This window comes from Allochromatium warmingii (genome assembly GCF_900107145.1).
Lineage (GTDB): Bacteria > Pseudomonadota > Gammaproteobacteria > Chromatiales > Chromatiaceae > Thermochromatium > Thermochromatium warmingii.
Genome location: NZ_FNOW01000008.1, coordinates 20,649 through 39,057, shown reverse-complemented (window position 1 = coordinate 39,057; position 18,409 = coordinate 20,649). Strand labels below are relative to the sequence as shown.

The 18,409-nt window shown below is 55.1% G+C and carries 15 protein-coding genes and 1 tRNA gene; 6 read left to right on the top strand and 10 right to left on the bottom strand.

From position 1 onward, the window contains the following. Positions 1–2 precede the first annotated feature (2 nt). The 10 genes from wrbA to BLW10_RS03860 all read right to left on the bottom strand — a co-directional run bounded on the left by wrbA (position 3) and on the right by BLW10_RS03860 (position 11,592). Positions 3–602 carry an NAD(P)H:quinone oxidoreductase gene (wrbA, locus tag BLW10_RS03905; protein ID WP_091332492.1) on the bottom strand — a complete coding sequence of 200 codons (600 nt, stop codon included), beginning with the start codon at positions 600–602 and terminating at the stop codon, positions 3–5. Positions 603–686: 84 nt separating this feature from the next. Beyond that, positions 687–1,523, bottom strand: coding sequence for a metallophosphoesterase (locus tag BLW10_RS03900; RefSeq protein ID WP_245709074.1), 837 nt, complete (start codon positions 1,521–1,523; stop codon positions 687–689). 265 nt (positions 1,524–1,788) lie between these two features. Beyond that, the gene (locus BLW10_RS03895; RefSeq protein WP_091332491.1) at positions 1,789–3,348 is read right to left on the bottom strand and encodes a LysM peptidoglycan-binding domain-containing protein; all 1,560 of its coding nucleotides are present in this window, start codon (positions 3,346–3,348) and stop codon (positions 1,789–1,791) included. A gap of 120 nt (positions 3,349–3,468) precedes the next feature. After that, positions 3,469–4,068 (bottom strand): Maf family protein, encoded by a 600-nt coding sequence (locus BLW10_RS03890; protein WP_091332490.1) that lies wholly within the window; start codon positions 4,066–4,068, stop codon positions 3,469–3,471. 5 nt (positions 4,069–4,073) lie between these two features. After that, entirely contained in the window at positions 4,074–5,090 is a 1,017-nt protein-coding gene (gene gnd / locus BLW10_RS03885; protein ID WP_091332489.1) for a phosphogluconate dehydrogenase (NAD(+)-dependent, decarboxylating), read from the bottom strand. A 54-nt stretch (positions 5,091–5,144) separates the two neighbouring features. Next, positions 5,145–5,918 carry an MvaI/BcnI family restriction endonuclease gene (locus tag BLW10_RS03880; protein ID WP_091332488.1) on the bottom strand — a complete coding sequence of 258 codons (774 nt, stop codon included), beginning with the start codon at positions 5,916–5,918 and terminating at the stop codon, positions 5,145–5,147. Next, complete coding sequence (locus tag BLW10_RS03875) at positions 5,915–6,724, bottom strand: DNA-methyltransferase (protein ID WP_218139689.1); 810 nt, start codon at positions 6,722–6,724, stop codon at positions 5,915–5,917. The genes BLW10_RS03880 and BLW10_RS03875 overlap by 4 nt, the downstream gene beginning before the upstream one ends. A 17-nt stretch (positions 6,725–6,741) precedes the next feature. Then, complete coding sequence (gene glgX / locus BLW10_RS03870; protein ID WP_091332486.1) at positions 6,742–8,823, bottom strand: glycogen debranching protein GlgX; 2,082 nt, start codon at positions 8,821–8,823, stop codon at positions 6,742–6,744. A 190-nt stretch (positions 8,824–9,013) separates the two neighbouring features. Beyond that, complete coding sequence (locus BLW10_RS03865) at positions 9,014–10,135, bottom strand: aminotransferase class V-fold PLP-dependent enzyme (protein WP_091332485.1); 1,122 nt, start codon at positions 10,133–10,135, stop codon at positions 9,014–9,016. Next, a complete protein-coding gene (locus BLW10_RS03860; RefSeq protein ID WP_091332484.1) occupies positions 10,132–11,592 on the bottom strand; it encodes a L,D-transpeptidase in 1,461 nt (486 codons plus the stop codon). Before BLW10_RS03860 ends, BLW10_RS03865 begins: the two co-directional genes overlap by 4 nt. 254 nt (positions 11,593–11,846) lie before the next feature. Here BLW10_RS03860 and metH point away from each other — a divergent pair, with 254 nt between their 5' ends. The 6 genes from metH (at position 11,847) to BLW10_RS03830 (ending at position 18,406) form a co-directional block, all read left to right on the top strand. After that, positions 11,847–15,608, top strand: coding sequence for a methionine synthase (metH, locus tag BLW10_RS03855; RefSeq protein ID WP_091332483.1), 3,762 nt, complete (start codon positions 11,847–11,849; stop codon positions 15,606–15,608). 440 nt (positions 15,609–16,048) lie between these two features. Continuing rightward, complete coding sequence (gene tpiA / locus BLW10_RS03850) at positions 16,049–16,810, top strand: triose-phosphate isomerase (RefSeq protein WP_091332482.1); 762 nt, start codon at positions 16,049–16,051, stop codon at positions 16,808–16,810. A gap of 25 nt (positions 16,811–16,835) precedes the next feature. After that, positions 16,836–17,282 carry a preprotein translocase subunit SecG gene (gene secG / locus BLW10_RS03845; RefSeq protein WP_091332481.1) on the top strand — a complete coding sequence of 149 codons (447 nt, stop codon included), beginning with the start codon at positions 16,836–16,838 and terminating at the stop codon, positions 17,280–17,282. 23 nt (positions 17,283–17,305) lie between these two features. After that, positions 17,306–17,390, top strand: a tRNA-Leu gene (locus BLW10_RS03840). A 192-nt stretch (positions 17,391–17,582) separates the two neighbouring features. Next, complete coding sequence (locus BLW10_RS03835; protein ID WP_091332480.1) at positions 17,583–17,939, top strand: NADH-quinone oxidoreductase subunit A; 357 nt, start codon at positions 17,583–17,585, stop codon at positions 17,937–17,939. Then, complete coding sequence (locus tag BLW10_RS03830) at positions 17,930–18,406, top strand: NuoB/complex I 20 kDa subunit family protein (protein ID WP_091332479.1); 477 nt, start codon at positions 17,930–17,932, stop codon at positions 18,404–18,406. Before BLW10_RS03835 ends, BLW10_RS03830 begins: the two co-directional genes overlap by 10 nt. The last annotated feature ends 3 nt before the right edge of the window (positions 18,407–18,409 follow it).

Sequence of the window (18,409 nt, the reverse complement as noted above, 5' to 3'; positions counted from 1 at the left end):
TGTTAATGAACTGCTGTGCCTAATTGCGCGGCAGTGGTCGCTAACCGTCGTCCGAGTGCCTGACAAAGCCGCTTTTCTTCATCACTGAGCGGCAACGCGCTGTCATTGCCGGCCACATGCGACGGGCCATAGGGCGTGCCGCCGCTGCGTGTGTGCAGTAAATCGGTTTCACTGTAGGGCAGACCTAGCACCAGCATTCCGTGATGTAGCAGCGGCAGCATCATGCTCAACAGGGTCGATTCCTGACCGCCATGTAAACTCGCCGTCGAAGTAAAAACCCCAGCCGGTTTACCAGCAAGCGCCCCGGCCAGCCAGAGTGCGCTGGTGCCATCGAGAAAATACTTCATCGCCGCCGCCATATTGCCAAAGCGGGTCGGACTGCCCAGCGCCAGCCCAGCGCAATCGCGCAAATCATCGAGTTCGACATAGGGCGCACCGCTAGTGGGGACGCTCGGTTCAGTCGCTTCGCAGACTGCTGAGACCGCCGGAACCGTGCGCAAGCGGGCTTCGAGTCCAGCAGCTTCGACGCCGCGTGCGACCTGTTGCGCCATGTCAGCCGTGGCACCGTGACGGCTGTAGTACAAAATTAAGATATAACTCATGGGATGCGATGGGATCATGTGGTTGGGGTTGTCGGCTGTGTAACGTCTTGCTGGAAGCTGATGGCTGGTAGCTGTAGCTGGTACTCAATATCCACCGGCCTGCGGCAGCGGGATTTCAGCATACGCGCTCAAGCGGACAATGCGCGTGCGCACTTGACCGTCTGGATAGAGCGTGAGTTCACGGTAGCCGGGCGGTTGGTCGTCAAGGGCAAAGTTGACGCTACGCGGTTTGAATTGAAAACAGGTCGCCGGCGCACCGAGAAACCAGCAGCTCCCGCGCTGCTCGGCAAAGGCTTGATGCACATGCCCAAACAGCACCGCCTTGACTTGCGGATGCCGCTCACATAACGCGAGCAGCGCCGCGCCATTGCTAACGCCGATTTGATCCATCCACGTACTGCCGATACTGAGTGGATGATGATGCAGACAAATCAGCGCCGGAGCGGTTTCAGCGGCTAAGAGTGCGGCGAGTTGCTCAAGCTGAGTCGGCGTCAAAACGCCGCTGACCTGTTCGGCGGCGCTCGAATCGAGAAAAATCAGGTTCCAGCCCGCCAGTCGGCGCAGTGCAACTGCGCCTAATCCCGCCGCACCCAGGTGTTCGGTCAGTAACGCCGGAAGATCGTGATTCCCAGCAATGCAATAGTGCGGAATCTCGGTGCGTTTGAGGCGCTCGCGCAGATAACGGTATCCAGCCGCGCTGGCATCTTGCACCAGATCGCCGCTTAAAATCAGCGCCTGCGGGGGATCGGGCTGGGCCAGCGCCAAGCTCAATACCGCCTCAAAACTCTGACGGGTGGTGATGCCCAGCAGGGTCGCGCTGGGATCGCCGAACAGATGCAGATCCGAAAGTTGGATAAGACGCAGCGGCATCGCAGAGTCCTCAGCATTGACCTGAAACGGGCGCGGAATGGTGGGACGCATAGCGCACCGTGAACGCCTAAAAAGCTGTGGATGATGGGGCATGTTTGGCCTCAGTGCAGGTCGGCCATGTATACCGCTTCGGTGTGGCGCATGTAATGAACGTGTTCACAACTTCGCCAAAAAATCGGCGATCAACTGCGAAATCTGTGATCGAGTTCACAATTTGCGCCAATGATTTGGAGCCGAGTGACGCGGTGTGAGCTGCGATGCAGACGTGAGGCGGCGGCGCATCATGCACCGCACATCTCAATAGGATGGTAGGCGCTCACAAACCAACGATGAGCTTTTGACCGGGGCGAATGTTGTTATCGTCGGGCTGCATTTTGTTCAGCTTGCGCAGTTGCTCAACCGAAATGCCGTTCTGCACTGCGACCCGATAGAGCGTCTCTTGCGGTTGGACAACATGATAGCGCGTCGGTTGTTTAGCTGACCGTGTGGTGTCCGATTTCGCAGCACTCGCCACCACCGGCGCTTTTTTGGGTGCGTTGACGGTTTTCACAGCAGGTTCAGCTTTTGGGGTCGTAGGTTTGGCCGTCGGCACAGCTTTAGCCACCGCCGTCGCCGCTACACGCGGCGGTTCAGCCCGCGCAATAGCCACTGGACGACTGTAGGGCGGTGGCTGGCTGGCAATGCGGCGAGTCGTGCCGGCTGGCAACCAGATCGTCGTTCCGGCTGGCAATAAGCTCTTGCCGTTAATAACCGAATCACGCCAATGCAGATTTAATTCCGCGAGCCGCCGCGCTGAGGTGCCGTAATGCTGGGCGAGATAATCAGCGGGCAGACTCTGCTCTAAAGCGATGCGATCATGTCGCCACGGTTGTTCATAGCGCACGCCATCGGGGAAATAGCGCGAGGCATGACTGGCCACTTCACGCGCTGCCATAAATGAGGAATAGAAATTGCGCGAATCAAAACCAAAGGTCGCGCCTTTATAATTCTTAACAATGCGCCCAATATGATCGCCATGCTGGGATTTAGCATTCGCCATGCCGCCTTGACCATGATTATAGGAAGTAATTGCCAGCGGCCAACTTCCTAAACGGCGATATGCGGCAGATAAATACCGCGCTGCCGCTTCAGCGGCTAAAATAGGATCAAGGCGATCATCAATTTTGTCATTGACGCTCATATATTGCCGCGCCGTTGTCGGCATGAATTGCCAGATGCCGGCTGCACCAACGCTAGAACGGGCATTGGTTTGAAAGGACGATTCAACATGCGGCAAAAAGGCTAAATCTTCTGGAACACCATGACGGCGCATGATGTCGCGGAAAATCTCGTCATAGCGACCGCTGATTTCCATGCCGCGCCGGAATTTCTCTCGCACCCCGCGCTGTACACGCACGCGATCTGATGCACCATAGAGCGCATTGACGCCATCGACATGCTTGAATTTTTTGAGCAGATCTTTATCTTGCGCTGTCAGCGATTGGTTATAGCGCACGCGCTCTTCTAAACTGGCAAGCCGTGCGCGATAGTATTCGGCGCGTTCTTTAATCCAGGCGCTTTGCGATTGGCTATAACCGCTTTGCACAATTCCGGGCATCCGCGTGACTTCATAAATCACGCCCAGATGTTCATTGTCATGAATGGCCACTTCATCGCGGCTCCAAATTCCATAAACATGCCGCCAGAAATCGACGTTATCTTGAATTTCAGTTGGCACTGGAAATGTCCGCGCATCGCCGTAATCGCGCTGGGCGTGGCGCTCGCCGTCTGCATCACGGGATTCAAGATCGTTGCTCGCGCAACCGGCCATGAGCAGGAGGCTGGTGACAATGGCTAAGGCCCAAACGAGCCGGGCGTTCTGGGCGCGTGGTCGCATTGCTGAGAATTCCCCTTGAAATTTCTTGATCCTAGCGCGGATCTGTGATGTTTAACTTGAAGTTTTGCGCACACCTTCGCGTTTTGCAAGGCGTTCGCGCACGCGGGCGATCAAAAGGGATCAACTGCTGCCGAGCGGATCCTGTCCGGCTGCTTCCAGCAGTGCGATGAGCCGAATCAGCGGCAGTCCGATGAGCGCCGTCGGATCAGCGCCTTCGAGCCGCGCAAAGAGGGCGATTCCGAGTCCTTCTGATTTAAAACTGCCGGCGCAATCGTAGGGGCGTTCGCGGTCGAGATAGCCGACGATTTGGGCGCGACTGAGGGGGCGAAAATGAACACGGAAGGGTTCAACCAGCGTTTGCGCCTGGCCAGTGCGGGCATCGAGCAAACAAAGTCCAGTTTGAAACAGCACCGAGCGCCCCGAAGCGCGTTCGAGTTGCGCCAGCGCGTTGGCGCGATTGCCGGGCTTGCCGAGGATGGCATCATCGAGACAGGCGACTTGATCGGAACCGATGATGAGCGCATCAGGATGGCTCACGGCGACAGCGCGGGCTTTGGCTTCAGCCAGCCGTTGCACAAGCTGTGCTGCTGGTTCGTCGGGCAATCGGTGTTCGTCCACCGCTGGCGCAACAGTGGTGAACGGCAAGCCGAGGCGTTCGAGCAGCTCGCGCCGATAGGGTGAAGTAGAAGCGAGAATCAGCGGCGGCGCGGCTGGCATCATATCCATCAATCCTGTGGTTGTTCGTGATGTCCGCCAAACTGGTAGCGCATCGCCGAAAGCAGTTGGTTGGCGAAATCGCCTTCGCCGCGTGAAGTGAAGCGTTCATAGAGCGCCGTCGTCAGCAGCGGCGCGGGCGTGCCGGTTTCAATGGCGGCCAGAGCTGTCCAACGGCCTTCGCCGGAGTCAGAAACGCGCCCGCCGAAGGCACTGAGTTGCGCATCCTCTTGGAGCGCATTGGCCGTGAGATCGAGCAACCACGACGCGATGACGCTGCCGCGTCGCCACAATTCGGCGACATCGGCCAGCGGCAAATCATATTGATAGTGTTCGGGATGAGCGAGCGGGGCGGTTTCGGCGTCGTGGGCACGGTCACTGCGCCCGCTTCCGGCATGGCGCAACAGGTTAAATCCCTCAGCATACGCGCCCATCAGCGCATATTCGATGCCGTTATGCACCATTTTGACAAAATGCCCCGCGCCATGCGGCCCGCAATGTAGATAGCCCTGTTCGGCGCGGCTCGGCGGGCCAGCGCGTCCAGCGGTGCGCGGGATGCTGCCGACTCCGGGCGCGAGCGCGGCAAAGATCGGATCGAGTCGTTCGACAACCGCCGTTTCACCGCCGATCATCAGGCAATACCCGCGTTCGAGTCCCCAAACACCGCCGCTGGTGCCGCAATCAACTAGATGCAGACCGAACGAGCGCAGACGTTCGGCGTGGCGCAGATCGTCCTGATAATGTGAATTGCCGCCGTCGATCAGGGTGTCATCTGCGTCGAGATGTGGCAGCAGCTCCTCAATCACACCGCTCACAGCGGCGGCGGGCACCATCAACCAGATATGACGCGGCGCGGTGAGTTGTGCCCGAAATGCGGCTAAATCGCTGATGGCGATGGCTCCGGCCTCGACCAGCGCCTGTGCTTTGGCGGGATTGCGGTTATAAACAACGCATTGATGCCCAGCGCGGAGCAAGCGCCGTACCATATTTGCGCCCATGCGCCCTAAGCCAATCATGCCGATTTGCATGGTGAATACCTGTGGGTTTTGAATTAGGAAATAAGTAAGTAAAAAATAAAGTTTTTATATTTTCTTGACCTCTTCATACAAACTAATCAAAGCATCTCTTTTTAATCTAAATTTTGTTCCGTGATTGTGTCCGGTTCTTGCGTCAAAATCAACATAAATGCGGCCTTTATCAATGGCATCAATAAATTTTTCTAAATCAAATTTCTTTAACATATAAATGTCTTGATAGTGAAAATGCAGCAAGCCATTGATTATTTTCGATTCTGCTAAAACAAAAAAGCAGTTATGCAGCTTTGTTCCGGCTTTATGGTATAAGTCATCAAAACCCCAATACGGTTTTGGGCTAAGAATTTTCTGTGAAACTAACTTAATCCATTCAGAATGGGCATCGCTTTCAATATGGCGACAATCAAAATCAACTAAGATTTTTCTCTCATTTCTATCGACCTTAATAATGAAACCTCTATTGCTATAGTTTGCAGCATTGATAGTCTGTCGAAAACTTTTTTCACTTTTCTCATACCGTTGACCTGCCGCTTGATGCGCCCAGCCAAACTCAGGCAACAAAATTAAAGGCACAAATTTATATGCGCGTGGCGATGGCTCCATGTGAAACAACGTTATCAAAGAGGTAGTATCTTTTTTCTGGGCTTTAAGCTCCCATTCAGCGGCATTTGGAATCGGCAGATTATTTTCTTCTATTCCTAAAAGATCTTCTAACGTATTCCCTACGCCACCATCATTATTCTTTCTTTGAGTCTCAATCCAGCCACGATCACGAATATTAACTAGTGCTTCAATTAGGGTTTCTTTTGTATAAGTTTTCATTTGTTCTCCATTGATTCAAATAGAGAAACCTGATCGATTTCGGTGTTCTTGCTTTTTGACCTAAAAATCGAAGCTGGATTTTCTAATCGTTCTTGCGCCATACGACAATACTCCGGCGAAATATCAATCCCGATAAACTGACGATTCAACTTTTTGGCAACCACTGCTGTTGTTCCTGACCCCATAAACGGATCAAGAATAATCTGTGCGTTGGTTGAAGCGATAATCCGCTCAATCAAATCTTCAGGAAAGGGCGCAGGATGTTTATTTTTGCTTTCCTGACAAAATTCCCACACATCCGTATAGGCATTAGCTTTTTTTACCAACTCGAATTGCGGTTTCGCAATCAAATAAATTACTTCATAAGTTGGCAAAAAATATCCAGGATTAAAATTAATCCCGCCTTTACGCTTCCAGATAATAATCTGCCGAACCGGAAACCCCGACACAATATCTTGTCGATCTTGCAATAAACCAGCTTGTACGCGCCATTTATGATTATAAAAAATCGCGCCATGCTCAGGAATAATCCGCAGCATTTCTGTCAAGCACGCCCGTTGCCACGCAACATAGGCATCATGCGGTAGATTATCGTCATAATTCGCATAGCCTTTGACCAGCGCCGCATTCGACCATTTGCCACCGCGCCCATCTTTCATTCCATTGCCGGTCGAGTTTTTCAGATTATAGGGCGGCGATGTCACCACTAAATCAACCGACTGATCGGGAAGCTGCTGCATCACCTCTACGGCATTGCCACAGATGAATTGATTAAGAAAATCGTGCGGAAATTTCAATGGTTTCACGTTAATATTCATTCACTCTAACCCGTTCGCGCTTCCAACACCGCCACTCCATGCGCATTAAGCGTAAACCGATCCCCTAATAATGGCTGCTGTGCTTCTGGCGGCACGACTAATCCACCATCAGGCGTCGTATCAACCGCCAAACACCAGTGCCGCCCGTTAATGACCGGCAATTCAAAGCGATACGCGGCACTGCCCATATTAAGCATGACATGCAAGGGCGGCTCATCCTCAATTTTTCCGGCCAATGTAAAAGCTAAAACGCGATTGGTTGGCGTATCCCAATCCGGCTGATTTAAACGCACTCCATGCCAGGTAATATCTGGCAATGTCTGACCATATTCAGGCTGGCCGGTCAAAAAGCGATCACGCATTAACGCCGGATGTCGCCGCCGCAGCGCAATCAAGGCGCGGACAAATTCCAAAATATCGCGGTTTGTTTCAAGCAATCGCCAATCTGACCAGGATAATTCATTATTTTGACAGTAGGTATTATTATTACCGCGTTTGGTGCGAAAGACCTCATCGCCTGCTAATAACATCGGTACGCCCTGACTGAGCATCAGAATGCTGATGAAATTCCGCGCCTGTTGTCGCCGCAATCGCTGAATATCAGGATTCTCGGTCGGCCCTTCATAGCCACAATTCCAGCTTAAATTGTGATCGTGACCGTCGCGATTATCCTCGCCATTGGCTTCGTTGTGTTTGTGGTCATAGCTCACCAGATCACAGAGCGTAAAACCATCATGGCAGGTAACAAAATTGATTGAATTCATCGGCAGCCGATTACGGCCTTCATACATATCACTCGATCCAGCTAATCGGGTTGCCACTTCCGGCACTAATCCAAAATCACCGCGCACAAAACTGCGAATCACATCACGATAGCGTCCATTCCATTCTGTCCAGCGATAGCCAGGAAAATCACCGACCTGATATAAGCCCGCCGCATCCCAGGCTTCAGCAATAATATGGGCGCGATTGAGTGACGGCGAGAGTTCAATTGCCCATAATACCGGCGCATGATATTGCGGGTTGCCATCTTCACCGCGTGCTAAGGCGCTGGCTAAATCAAAGCGGAAGCCATCAACATGCATCCGTCGTGTCCAATATAGCAGCGCGTCGATTAAAAACCGCGTCACCAGTGGATGATTGCAGTTCATGGTATTACCGCAACCGGTATAATCACGGTATTGACTGCGATCTTCAAAATCAAGGTGATAAAAAATCTCGTTGCCGAAAGCCTTAAAACTGATAATTGGCCCGCCAGCGCCACCTTCAGCCGTGTGATTAAACACCACATCTAAAATCACGGCGATGCCAGCTTTATGAAAGGCTTTAATCATGTCACGGAATTCATCACGCGCATGACTGGCATCGATGGCAAATCCGGGATGTGGGGCAAAAAAGCTATGCGTGCTATAGCCCCAATAATTTTCCAGCCCGAGACGCGCTGTATTCGGTGGCACATCTTGCGGATCAAAGGCCATGACTGGCATCAATTCAACATGCGTAATGCCTAAGTCTTGGAGATAGGGGATTTTTTCGATAATACCGGCAAAGGTGCCCGGATGGGCGACGCCAGATGAGGGATGACGGGTAAAACCGCCGACGTGTAGTTCATAAATAACCGCTTGACTGAGCGGAATAAACAGCGGTTTATCATCCTCCCAATCATAGTCATCGCGCACCACTTGACCGCGTATAGCGGTTTCGACGTTATCACCCGGACGTGAGGCGGCGGCGCGATCCCAGAGCCGATCACTAATGGTTGTTGCCCAGGGATCAAGCAGTGCTTTTTCGACCGCTAACCGACTGCCGGTGGTGCGTAAATCGGCTGTACCATCAGCACGCCAATTATAAAAAGTGCCTTCTGGTAAATGCTCAATAAAGATATGCCAGAAAAAGAAGGTGCGATTAACCCGAGGATTAAGCTGAATGACTTCATAGGGATCCGGGCTAGTTGCGCATTCAAACAGCAGCAATTGCATCCGTTCAGCGTAGCGCGATAGCACGCAAAAATTGACACCGCCGTCCATGACCGTCGCACCGGCGATTTCCCAATTGCCGGGGCGGACACGGTATTTCAGTGGTCTCATCGGCTGATTACTCGCAGTTTAAGCCCATCGGCTTATTTCAAGAGTGCCGGAACTTAGTGATAACCAATCGGTGTTCCGACGCTGGTGTCGAGCCAAGCGCACACGCGCACACCGTATCAGTTTATCGCTTTTTGGTCTGAACGTTCGCCGTGTGCGGCCCTTTTGATTGCACGACCACAGCATCCAGCGGTCACGCGAGGCTGTCATCAAGCCGCGCCAGCGCCCGCTCAATAACCTCGAACGGTGTATAAAAATGCGGTGAGAAGCGAATGCCGCCGCCACGCTGGGCGCAGAGCAAGCCTCGCGCCATGAGTTCGGGATAGAGTTGGGCAGCGGCGACGCCTGGAACACGAAAGGTAATAATTCCAGCACGGCGCGTTACTGCACGCGGGGTGAGTAATTCAAAGCCGCGCCGGTCGAGTAAGTCGATCAGATAGGCGGTGCGGGCTTGCAACTGTTGCCAGACAGTGTCCATGCCAGTGTCCGCAAACAGCGAGAGACTAGCGTCGAGTGCATGTGCGCCGAGCAGATTCGGGCTGCCACACTCAAAGCGCCGCGCATCGGTTGCCGGTGTCCAGTCAGTACGCTCAAAATCGCCCGCGTGCGCAAGCATGTGCCAACCAAATTGACGCAAGGTTAGCCGTTCGCGCAGTGCCGGTCGCACATAAAACAGCGCCAGCCCTTCGGGGCCAAGTAACCATTTGTGTCCATCGGCAACGACAAAATCGGCGGGAATTTCGCGCAAATCAAAGGGGACAGCGCCAAGTCCTTGAATTGCATCCACGCATAGCAAAATGTTTTGAGCGCGACACCAAGCCCCAAGCCGCGCCAAATCGAGTCGCATACCCGAAGCATATTGCACCCAACTGACGGCCAGCATCCGCGTTGACGCATCGCACAGCGCCATCAGATCGGCTTCTGGATCGGTCGCATGTGTCAGATCGAGCGCCCGCCATGTCACACCCTGTGGCGCGAGCGATTCCCACACCACGCGATTTGACGGAAATTCCTGCGCGATGCCGACGATAGAATCACCCGCTGTCCAGGATAATCCGTGAGCAATGACCGACAGTGCTTCTGAGGTGTTTTTGGCCAGTGCGATATCTGCCGCGTGCTCGGCTCCGATCAGCCAAGCGAGCCGTTCGCGCACGCGCTGCTCGACTGCGAGCCAAGCCGGATAGTGACGCGAACCGTGCTGCGCGTTGTCTTGCGCAAACTGTGTGACCGCTGCCACCGCCCGCGCTGGCCAGGGGCCAACAGCGGCGTGATTGAGGTGGCAGAGGTCGGGATCGAGCGGAAACTCGTCGTTCATGGAGCGGGTGCGGGTGCGGGTGCCGAAGCCGGTGCCGGAGCAGGTTCAGCCGGTTTCGGTGCTGGAGCTGGTGTTGGCGTCGGGGCCGGTGCTGGCGCAGGTGCGCTGGCTTCAACCGGCTTCGGCACCGGGGCCGGCGTTGCCGGGGCTTCAACAATTTCTACGGCTGGTGGTGCAGCGGGCGTCGGCGCGGGTGCGACTGCCGCTGGCTTCGGCGGCGGCAGCGTGAGCGGAATGCTCTCGGTGCGCGGCGCAGGTTGCGGTGCGCTGGGTGCAGCGGGCGGCGGGGTGACAGGCATCACCGGCGCGGGCGGCAGTGCCGCAGTTGCCGCCGGTTCCGGCTTGATCATCGCGGGCGCTGGGGTTGGAGTGAGTGCTGCGGGTGGAACCGGCGGCGCGAACGGCTGCACCCGCGCTGCCTCAGCGGTCGGCGTGGGCGCGTTAGCCGTCGCCTCAGCCGCAGCGGGCGCAGGGGTCGGCTCTAACAGGCGCGTCTCGCGGGTGTTCGCTGGATCGAGCGTCGGCGTGGCGACAACCGCTGGCGCTTTGGCGACTGCGTGCGATTCCGCCGCCGCGACCACCGGCTGCTTCGGCTTGGCTGCAACCGTCGGCGTTGGTTGTGGCTTTGCCGCTGGTTGCGATTTGGGCGCAGCGGTGGCAGCGCGTTGCGCGGCAACCCGGCGAGTCGCGTTGGCACGCTGACGCGCCACATAATCGCCGTAATTCGGCCCCTTACCTTCGATAGTCACGGGAGTACCGTGCGAAACATGCTTAAACAATACGGGCGCGAGCTTGCTCGGCATCCGAATGCAACCATGTGAGGCCGGTTGCCCAGGATTGGGGATCGGGCCAGCGTGCAAACCGACACCATCTTCAGTCAGGCGCATGAAAAACGGCATCCGCGCCCCTTCAAACCGCGCTCCAGCGGGAATGGCATCACGCCCGCGTTTAGCACTGGAGTGCAGCACGCGCCCGCCCTTGCCGTAGACCTTGCCGTAAAGATTGGAGCGTTTGTTTTCGACTTTTTCGCTGACCTGAAACCGTCCGGTCGGGGTCGGATATTTTGGCAAGCCGGTGGCGACTGTGCTCCAGCCGACCTGCTCATCACCGGCATAAAACCGCGCTTTCTGTTCCGTAGTATTGACGACAATGCGCGTAATCTTGCGCCCGTCGCCTTTCCACTCATAGAGCGGACTAGAGAGCTTGGTGTTTTTGCTTTCTTTTTCCAGTTCGGCGGCAATGTTATCGACCTCGGGCGGCGCGGCCGTTGTCGGCAGCGGCTCTGGAGCAACTGCTGGCGCTTCCTCAACCACAGTTTCAGTCGGGGCGGGCGCCGAGCGCATGGTTAAGCGCGAGAGGCTATCGCATCCAACCAGACCCCATGCGATCAGTAATCCGATGCCGGTCTTGAACGAGGCTGATGTAAAAAACATGCGTAATGTAGAAGACGTGGTCATGGTGCGATGATTTCCCGAGCCTCGATGGGCACCGTTGTCATGGATGGATAAATAGATGGCTATTTTTTAGGTTGTAGCATAACGCGAGCGGACGTTTCGGGCACGTTTTTAGCGGTTTTTGCGGCGATTTCAGCGCCCGGTTCACCGTCTTTGCACGCAACGCGGATCGCGTAACCGCAGCGCGGGCGCGTGGTATTGTTTCGCACTTTGGCGCGTTGGGCGTGCCGACTGGTTAAGTTGAGCCGAGTTGAGTTATGACTGATTGTAATGATTTGATCCGCGAACGTTTGGCACGTTCCATTCTGATTCTTGACGGCGCGATGGGCACCATGATCCAGCGTCACGGCTTGACCGAAGCGGATTATCGCGGCGAGCGGTTCGCTGCTTGGCCACGCGATCTCAAAGGCAATAACGATCTGTTGGTGCTCACCCGTCCGGACGTGATCGGCAGCATTCATCGCGCCTATCTCGACGCCGGGGCCGACATCATCGAGACCAATAGTTTTAATGCGACACAGGTCTCAATGGCTGATTACGGCATGGAAGCACTGGCCTATGAGATCAATGTTACCGCCGCGCAGTTGGCGCGGGCCTGTGCCGATGCCTATTCCACGCCAGAAAAACCGCGCTTTGTTGCTGGCGTGCTCGGGCCGACCAATCGCACCGCGTCCATCTCGCCCGATGTCAACGATCCTGGGCAGCGCAATATCGATTTCGACACGCTAGTCACGTCCTATGCCGAAGCGACACGCGGCTTGATCGCGGGCGGTGCGGATCTGATCCTGATCGAGACTATTTTCGACACGCTCAACGCCAAAGCCGCTATTTTTGCCGTCAAACAGGTGTTTGACCAAGATGGCTGCGAGCGCCCGATTTTGCTCTCCGGCACCATCACCGATCAATCCGGGCGCACCCTCACTGGCCAGACCACCGAGGCGTTTTACAACTCACTGCGCCATGCCGCGCCGCTCAGTATTGGCCTCAATTGTGCCCTCGGCCCCTACGAACTGCGCCAATATCTCGAAGAATTGGCGCGGATCGCCGACTGTCACGTCTCGACCCATCCCAACGCCGGCTTGCCGAACGAACTCGGCGGCTATGATCTCAGCCCTGAGCAAATGGCGACCGAAATTGCTGACTGGGCGCGGTCGGGCTTTCTCAATATCGTCGGCGGCTGCTGCGGCACCACGCCCGATCACATCCGCGCCATTGCTGCTGCCGTCGCCGAGTACGCACCGCGCCCGCTGCCACAGCTCGCACCGGCCTGTCGGCTGTCGGGATTAGAGCCGCTCAACATCAGCGCCGAATCCTTTTTCGTGAATGTCGGCGAGCGCACCAATGTTACCGGCTCGGCACGCTTTAAAAAGTTGATTCAAGAGGGTGATTACGACACCGCATTAAGTGTCGCGCTAGAGCAGGTCGAAAACGGTGCGCAAGTCATTGACATCAATATGGATGAAGGCTTGCTCGATGCCGTCGCCGCTATGCATCGCTTTTTGAATTTAGTCGCCGCCGAGCCGGATATTGCCAAAGTGCCGGTGATGATTGATTCCTCAAAATGGGAAGTGATCGAAACTGGCTTAAAATGCGTGCAAGGCAAGCCGATTGTGAATTCGATTTCGCTCAAAGAAGGCGAGGCGAAATTTCTCGAACAAGCGCGACTCTGCCGACGTTATGGCGCGGCGGTGATTGTCATGGCGTTCGATGAAATCGGACAAGCTGATACTCAAGCCCGCAAAATTGAGATTTGCACCCGTGCCTATCGATTATTAACCGAACAGGTTGGGTTTCCGGCGGAAGAGATTATTTTTGATCCAAATATCTTTGCCGTTGCGACTGGCATCGACGAGCATAATAATTATGCGGTTGATTTTATCGAAGCAACCCGCGCAATCAAAAGCACCCTGCCCCATGCGCTGATTTCGGGCGGCGTGTCGAATGTGTCATTCTCGTTCCGGGGCAATAATCCGGTGCGCGAAGCCATTCATGCCGTGTTTCTTTATCACGCGGTCAAAGCTGGCATGGATATGGGCATTGTCAATGCCGGTCAGTTAGCCATCTATGCCGATCTGCCCGATGACTTGCGCGAAGCGGTCGAGGATGTGATTCTCAATCGCTGCCCCGATAGTACCGAGCGATTATTAGAGCTTGCGCCTAAATATAAAGGTGATGGCAGTGTTGAAATTAGTAGCGCGGAGCAAGAATGGCGGAGCTGGCCGGTCGAAGCGCGATTAAAACATGCGCTGGTTAAAGGCTTAACCGATTATATCGATCAAGACACTGAAGAAGCTCGCCTCGCACTCGGTCAGCCGCTTGCCGTAATTGAAGGGCCGCTGATGGCGGGTATGAATTATGTCGGTGATCTATTCGGCGAAGGCAAGATGTTTTTGCCGCAGGTGGTGAAATCAGCGCGGGTGATGAAAAAAGCCGTTGCTTATTTGCAGCCATTTCTCGAAGCCGAAAAATTGGCCTCGGGCAATGTGGCTAAAAGCAATGGCCGGATTTTGATGGCGACGGTGAAAGGCGATGTCCATGACATTGGTAAAAATATCGTCGGCGTGGTGTTGCAATGTAATAATTACGATGTTATTGACATCGGCGTAATGGTTCCAGCCGAAACCATTTTGCAACGCGCCCGCGAAGAACAGGTCGATATCATCGGCCTGTCTGGGTTAATTACCCCATCGCTCGATGAAATGGTGCATGTCGCAAAAGAATTGCCGCGTGTCGGCTTAGACATTCCGCTGTTAATTGGCGGCGCGACAACATCAAAACTGCATACTGCGCTCAAAATTGCGCCACAGCGCACCGCGCCGGTGATTTATGTACCAGATGCGTCGCGTGCGGTCGGTGTAGCGTCCAATCTGTTGAGTGATGAATTGCGCCCGGCCTATCTCGCGACGATCTCCGATGAGTATGCGCGGATTTGTCGCGAACGTGCTGGGAAAGCGTCGGCGCGTCAATCCATGCCCATCGCCGCAGCGCGAGCCAATCGACTGGCGTTCGACTGGGCGACCGCAGTGCCGCTTCAACCGGCGTTGCTCGATCCTGATTTTCGTGATGCTGCGCCCTGGTCGCTCGAAGTCGAGCACAGCGGCGGCGCGGTGATTGCAACTTTGAGCGATTTTCCGCTTGCCGATTTGGTACAAACCATTGATTGGCTGCCGTTTTTCCGTGCATGGGAGCTGGCGCATAGCCGTTTCCCTGAGATTCTCGACGATGCCGTCATCGGCATGGAGGCGCGTAAACTCTATGCCGATGCGCAGGCGTTTTTGACGCAGTTAGTGGACGAACGCTGGTTGCAAGCCCGCGCTGTGTTCGGGTTCTTTCCGGCCAATGGGGTCGGAGACGATGATCTGGCGCTCTATGCTGATGCGGCGCGGACGCAACCGTTGGCGACGCTGCACCACCTGCGCCAGCAGATGCCCCGCGATGCCGGACGTAATCAGCCGAACTTTTGTCTCGCTGATTTCATCGCGCCGGCGGCGAGCGGTCGCGCTGATTGGATCGGGGCGTTTGCGGTCACGGCTGGGGTCGGAATCGACGCGCATTTAGCCCGTTTTGCGGCCGATCACGACGATTACAGCGCGATTATGCTCAAGGCGCTCGCTGATCGGCTGGCCGAAGCCTTCGCCGAGCGGCTGCATCAACTGGTGCGTACCCGTTATTGGGGCTATGCGCCTGATGAACAGCTTACCAATGCGCAACTAATCGCTGAACGCTATCAGGGTATTCGTCCCGCGCCGGGCTATGCTGCCTGCCCCGATCATACCGAAAAAGGCACGCTCTGGACGCTGCTGGAACCGGAGCGGCGTGTTGGGATCACCTTGACTGAGAATTTTGCGATGTTGCCAACGGCGGCGGTGTCGGGTTGGTATTTTGCCCATCCCGAGGCGCGATATTTTGGTGTTGGGCGTATTCAGCGCGATCAGGTCGCCGATTACGCGCAACGCAAGGGGATGACGTTAGCTGAGGCGGAACGCTGGCTGGCACCGGTGCTGGGGTATGACGTTTAAGGGGATGGTTATTCTGGTCACGACGCTTTGAGCGGCGTGACATTGCACGCGCAGCCACACACAGCACTTGCGTAACGCACAGAAATATTTATAATTATTGGCTCGCTTCGAGTCGCTCGTCTCTAAGCAACCAACATAAAGCCGCTAACTGATCGCTGATTTTTGCTCAAACGTATTGACAGATGCTCAGGATGAGCATTGCTTGAGACCGCTAACAGCGGTTTAACGACGAGCTGATAGAGGACATTGCAAGTGGTCAGGCTTCGGTTTGGCGCTTTACCGTAAGGGGATGAACCCTCTCTCTGGAGAGCCTGATCGATTGAGGGAATCCGGCGCTACTGAGCGTCAAGGGCTTGAGTTGGGCGGTGTGCCGCGTCAACCAAGTGCAGATAAATCCATTGAGCACGTTCGCTCAAGTTAAATGGAGCAGCCGTATCGCCATGCGCCAGCCCCTGATCGCAGGTAACTGGAAGATGAATGGCACCCGCGCCAGTGCTGAGGCGCTGATTCAGGGTGTTATCGCCGGTTCGACTGGGATGAATCAGGCCGACATTGCGGTCTGTGTGCCCTTTGTATTTCTGGAACTCAGTCAGCGTTTGCTATCAGGCGCAAGCATCCATCTCGGAGCGCAGAACGTCTGCACCGAAGCGAGCGGCGCTTATACCGGCGAGATTTCAGCAACGATGCTCAATGAGTTTGGTTGCCGCTATGTGATCTGTGGCCATTCTGAGCGGCGTGACTATTACGGCGAGACTGATGTTATTGTCGCCAAGAAATTGGCTATGGTGATGTCGGCAGGCATGACGCCGATTCTTTGCGTTGGCGAGACACTCGAACAACGCGAACAAGGGTTTATGGAAACCGTGATTGCTCGACAGATCGATGCAATCATCGCTGCAAACGGCATTGCGTCCTTTGCACAGCTTGAGATCGCGTATGAGCCAGTCTGGGCAATCGGTACCGGCAAAACAGCGACTCCCGAACAAGCACAGGAAGTACACGCTTTTATTCGCACGCGCTTGAGCGAGCGTGATGCCGCAATTGGTGCCACAGTGCGCATTTTGTACGGCGGCAGCATGAAACCGTCGAACGCGGCTGAACTGTTAGCAATGCCGGATATTGATGGTGGCTTAATCGGCGGGGCGTCATTAGTTGCTGACGATTTTCTGGCGATCTGCCAAGCTGGTCACGCAGCGGCTTGATTTCCGTCTTTCTATTGAGTAGCGCATGCAAACGATTCTGACAGCTCTCCAAGTCTTTTTGTCGCTGGGTTTGATCGGCTTGGTGCTGATCCAGCATGGCAAGGGCGCGGATGCCGGTGCTGCTTTTGGCAGTGGCGCTTCGGCGACGGTCTTTGGTGCGCAAGGTTCAGGGTCGTTTTTGACGCGAATCACGGCAATTTTAGCGGCGTTGTTCTTCCTGACGAGCATGGCATTAGCTTATTATGCAACTCAGGCTAGCGCACCAGCTGGTTTAATGGATACAATAGACGGCGCTGTCGTCGCTTCACCTGCTCCGGTTGAATCTGCTCCGCGTCCAGCGAGTTCAGATGTTCCAAGCGTTCCGAGTGCAGCGACGGCTTCAGAACCGGCTGCAAACTCAGATGTTCCGGCAGTTGCTCCGGCAGCGAGCACGCCCGAATCCAATGAATCAGCCGCTGATAAGCAGCCATGAATGTGAGTGCAGTGTTAGTTTTAGCCGACGTGGTGAAATTGGTATACACGCTACCTTGAGGTGGTAGTGGCGCAAGCCGTGCCAGTTCGAGTCTGGCCGTCGGCACCAATAACAAACGGCATACCGTTTATCCGGTATGCCGTTTTTCTTTGCGTGAGTGTTTGCGATTCGGCTGTAACAGTTTGAAAAATCAAATAATTTGAATTGACGATCAAGTTGACAGCACGCCAACCCCTGCACTAGACTCCCGATTCCGCCGCATGTATGCACGCACAAAATTAAGATAGCGAGGGGGACAGAGTGCTCGACAACTATCTGCCAATCCTGATCTTCATTCTGGTCGGGATTCTGGTTGGTGTAGGCCCGCTGGTTCTGGGTTATCTGCTCGGCCCACGGCGTCCCGACAGCGAAAAAGATTCCCCCTACGAATGCGGTTTCGCGGCGTTCGAGAGCGCCCGTCTGAAATTCGATGTTCGCTATTATCTAGTCGCCATTCTGTTTATTATCTTCGACCTGGAGATCGCGTTCCTGTTTCCCTGGGCGGTGGCGCTCGGTGAGCTGGGCCTCTTTGCCTTCTGGGCCATGGTTGTGTTTCTCGGGATCTTGGTCGTGGGCTTCATCTATGAGTGGAAGAAGGGGGCCTTAGAATGGGAATAGAAGGCTTACTGGAAGAAGGCGTCGTTACGACGACCGCTGATAAGCTGATTAACTGGGCGCGTACCGGTTCGCTGTGGCCGATGACCTTTGGGCTGGCCTGTTGCGCTGTCGAGATGATGCACGCCGGTGCCGCACGCTATGACCTTGACCGCTTCGGCATTCTCTTTCGCCCTAGTCCGCGTCAGTCGGATGTGATGATTGTCGCTGGAACGCTGGTGAATAAAATGGCACCAGCGTTGCGCAAAGTGTATGACCAAATGGCCGAGCCGCGCTGGGTCATTTCAATGGGTTCCTGCGCCAATGGCGGCGGCTATTACCACTATTCCTATGCGGTGGTGCGCGGCTGTGATCGGATCGTTCCTGTTGATGTCTATGTCCCTGGCTGTCCGCCAACGGCGGAGGCACTGCTTTACGGCATCCTGCAATTGCAGGAAAAAATCCGCCGTACCAATACCATCGCCCGCTAACGT

Coding starts and splice junctions, on each gene's coding strand:
- secG (WP_091332481.1), top strand. CDS start 16,836: ATGCAAACGATTCTGACAGCTCTCCAAGTCTTTTTGTCGCTGGGTTTG.
- metH (WP_091332483.1), top strand. CDS start 11,847: ATGACTGATTGTAATGATTTGATCCGCGAACGTTTGGCACGTTCCATT.
- wrbA (WP_091332492.1), bottom strand. CDS start 602: ATGAGTTATATCTTAATTTTGTACTACAGCCGTCACGGTGCCACGGCT.
- BLW10_RS03890 (WP_091332490.1), bottom strand. CDS start 4,068: ATGATGCCAGCCGCGCCGCCGCTGATTCTCGCTTCTACTTCACCCTAT.
- glgX (WP_091332486.1), bottom strand. CDS start 8,823: ATGAGACCACTGAAATACCGTGTCCGCCCCGGCAATTGGGAAATCGCC.
- BLW10_RS03900 (WP_245709074.1), bottom strand. CDS start 1,523: ATGCGTCCCACCATTCCGCGCCCGTTTCAGGTCAATGCTGAGGACTCT.
- BLW10_RS03865 (WP_091332485.1), bottom strand. CDS start 10,135: ATGAACGACGAGTTTCCGCTCGATCCCGACCTCTGCCACCTCAATCAC.
- gnd (WP_091332489.1), bottom strand. CDS start 5,090: ATGCAAATCGGCATGATTGGCTTAGGGCGCATGGGCGCAAATATGGTA.
- tpiA (WP_091332482.1), top strand. CDS start 16,049: ATGCGCCAGCCCCTGATCGCAGGTAACTGGAAGATGAATGGCACCCGC.
- BLW10_RS03860 (WP_091332484.1), bottom strand. CDS start 11,592: ATGACCACGTCTTCTACATTACGCATGTTTTTTACATCAGCCTCGTTC.
- BLW10_RS03880 (WP_091332488.1), bottom strand. CDS start 5,918: ATGAAAACTTATACAAAAGAAACCCTAATTGAAGCACTAGTTAATATT.
- BLW10_RS03895 (WP_091332491.1), bottom strand. CDS start 3,348: ATGCGACCACGCGCCCAGAACGCCCGGCTCGTTTGGGCCTTAGCCATT.
- BLW10_RS03830 (WP_091332479.1), top strand. CDS start 17,930: ATGGGAATAGAAGGCTTACTGGAAGAAGGCGTCGTTACGACGACCGCT.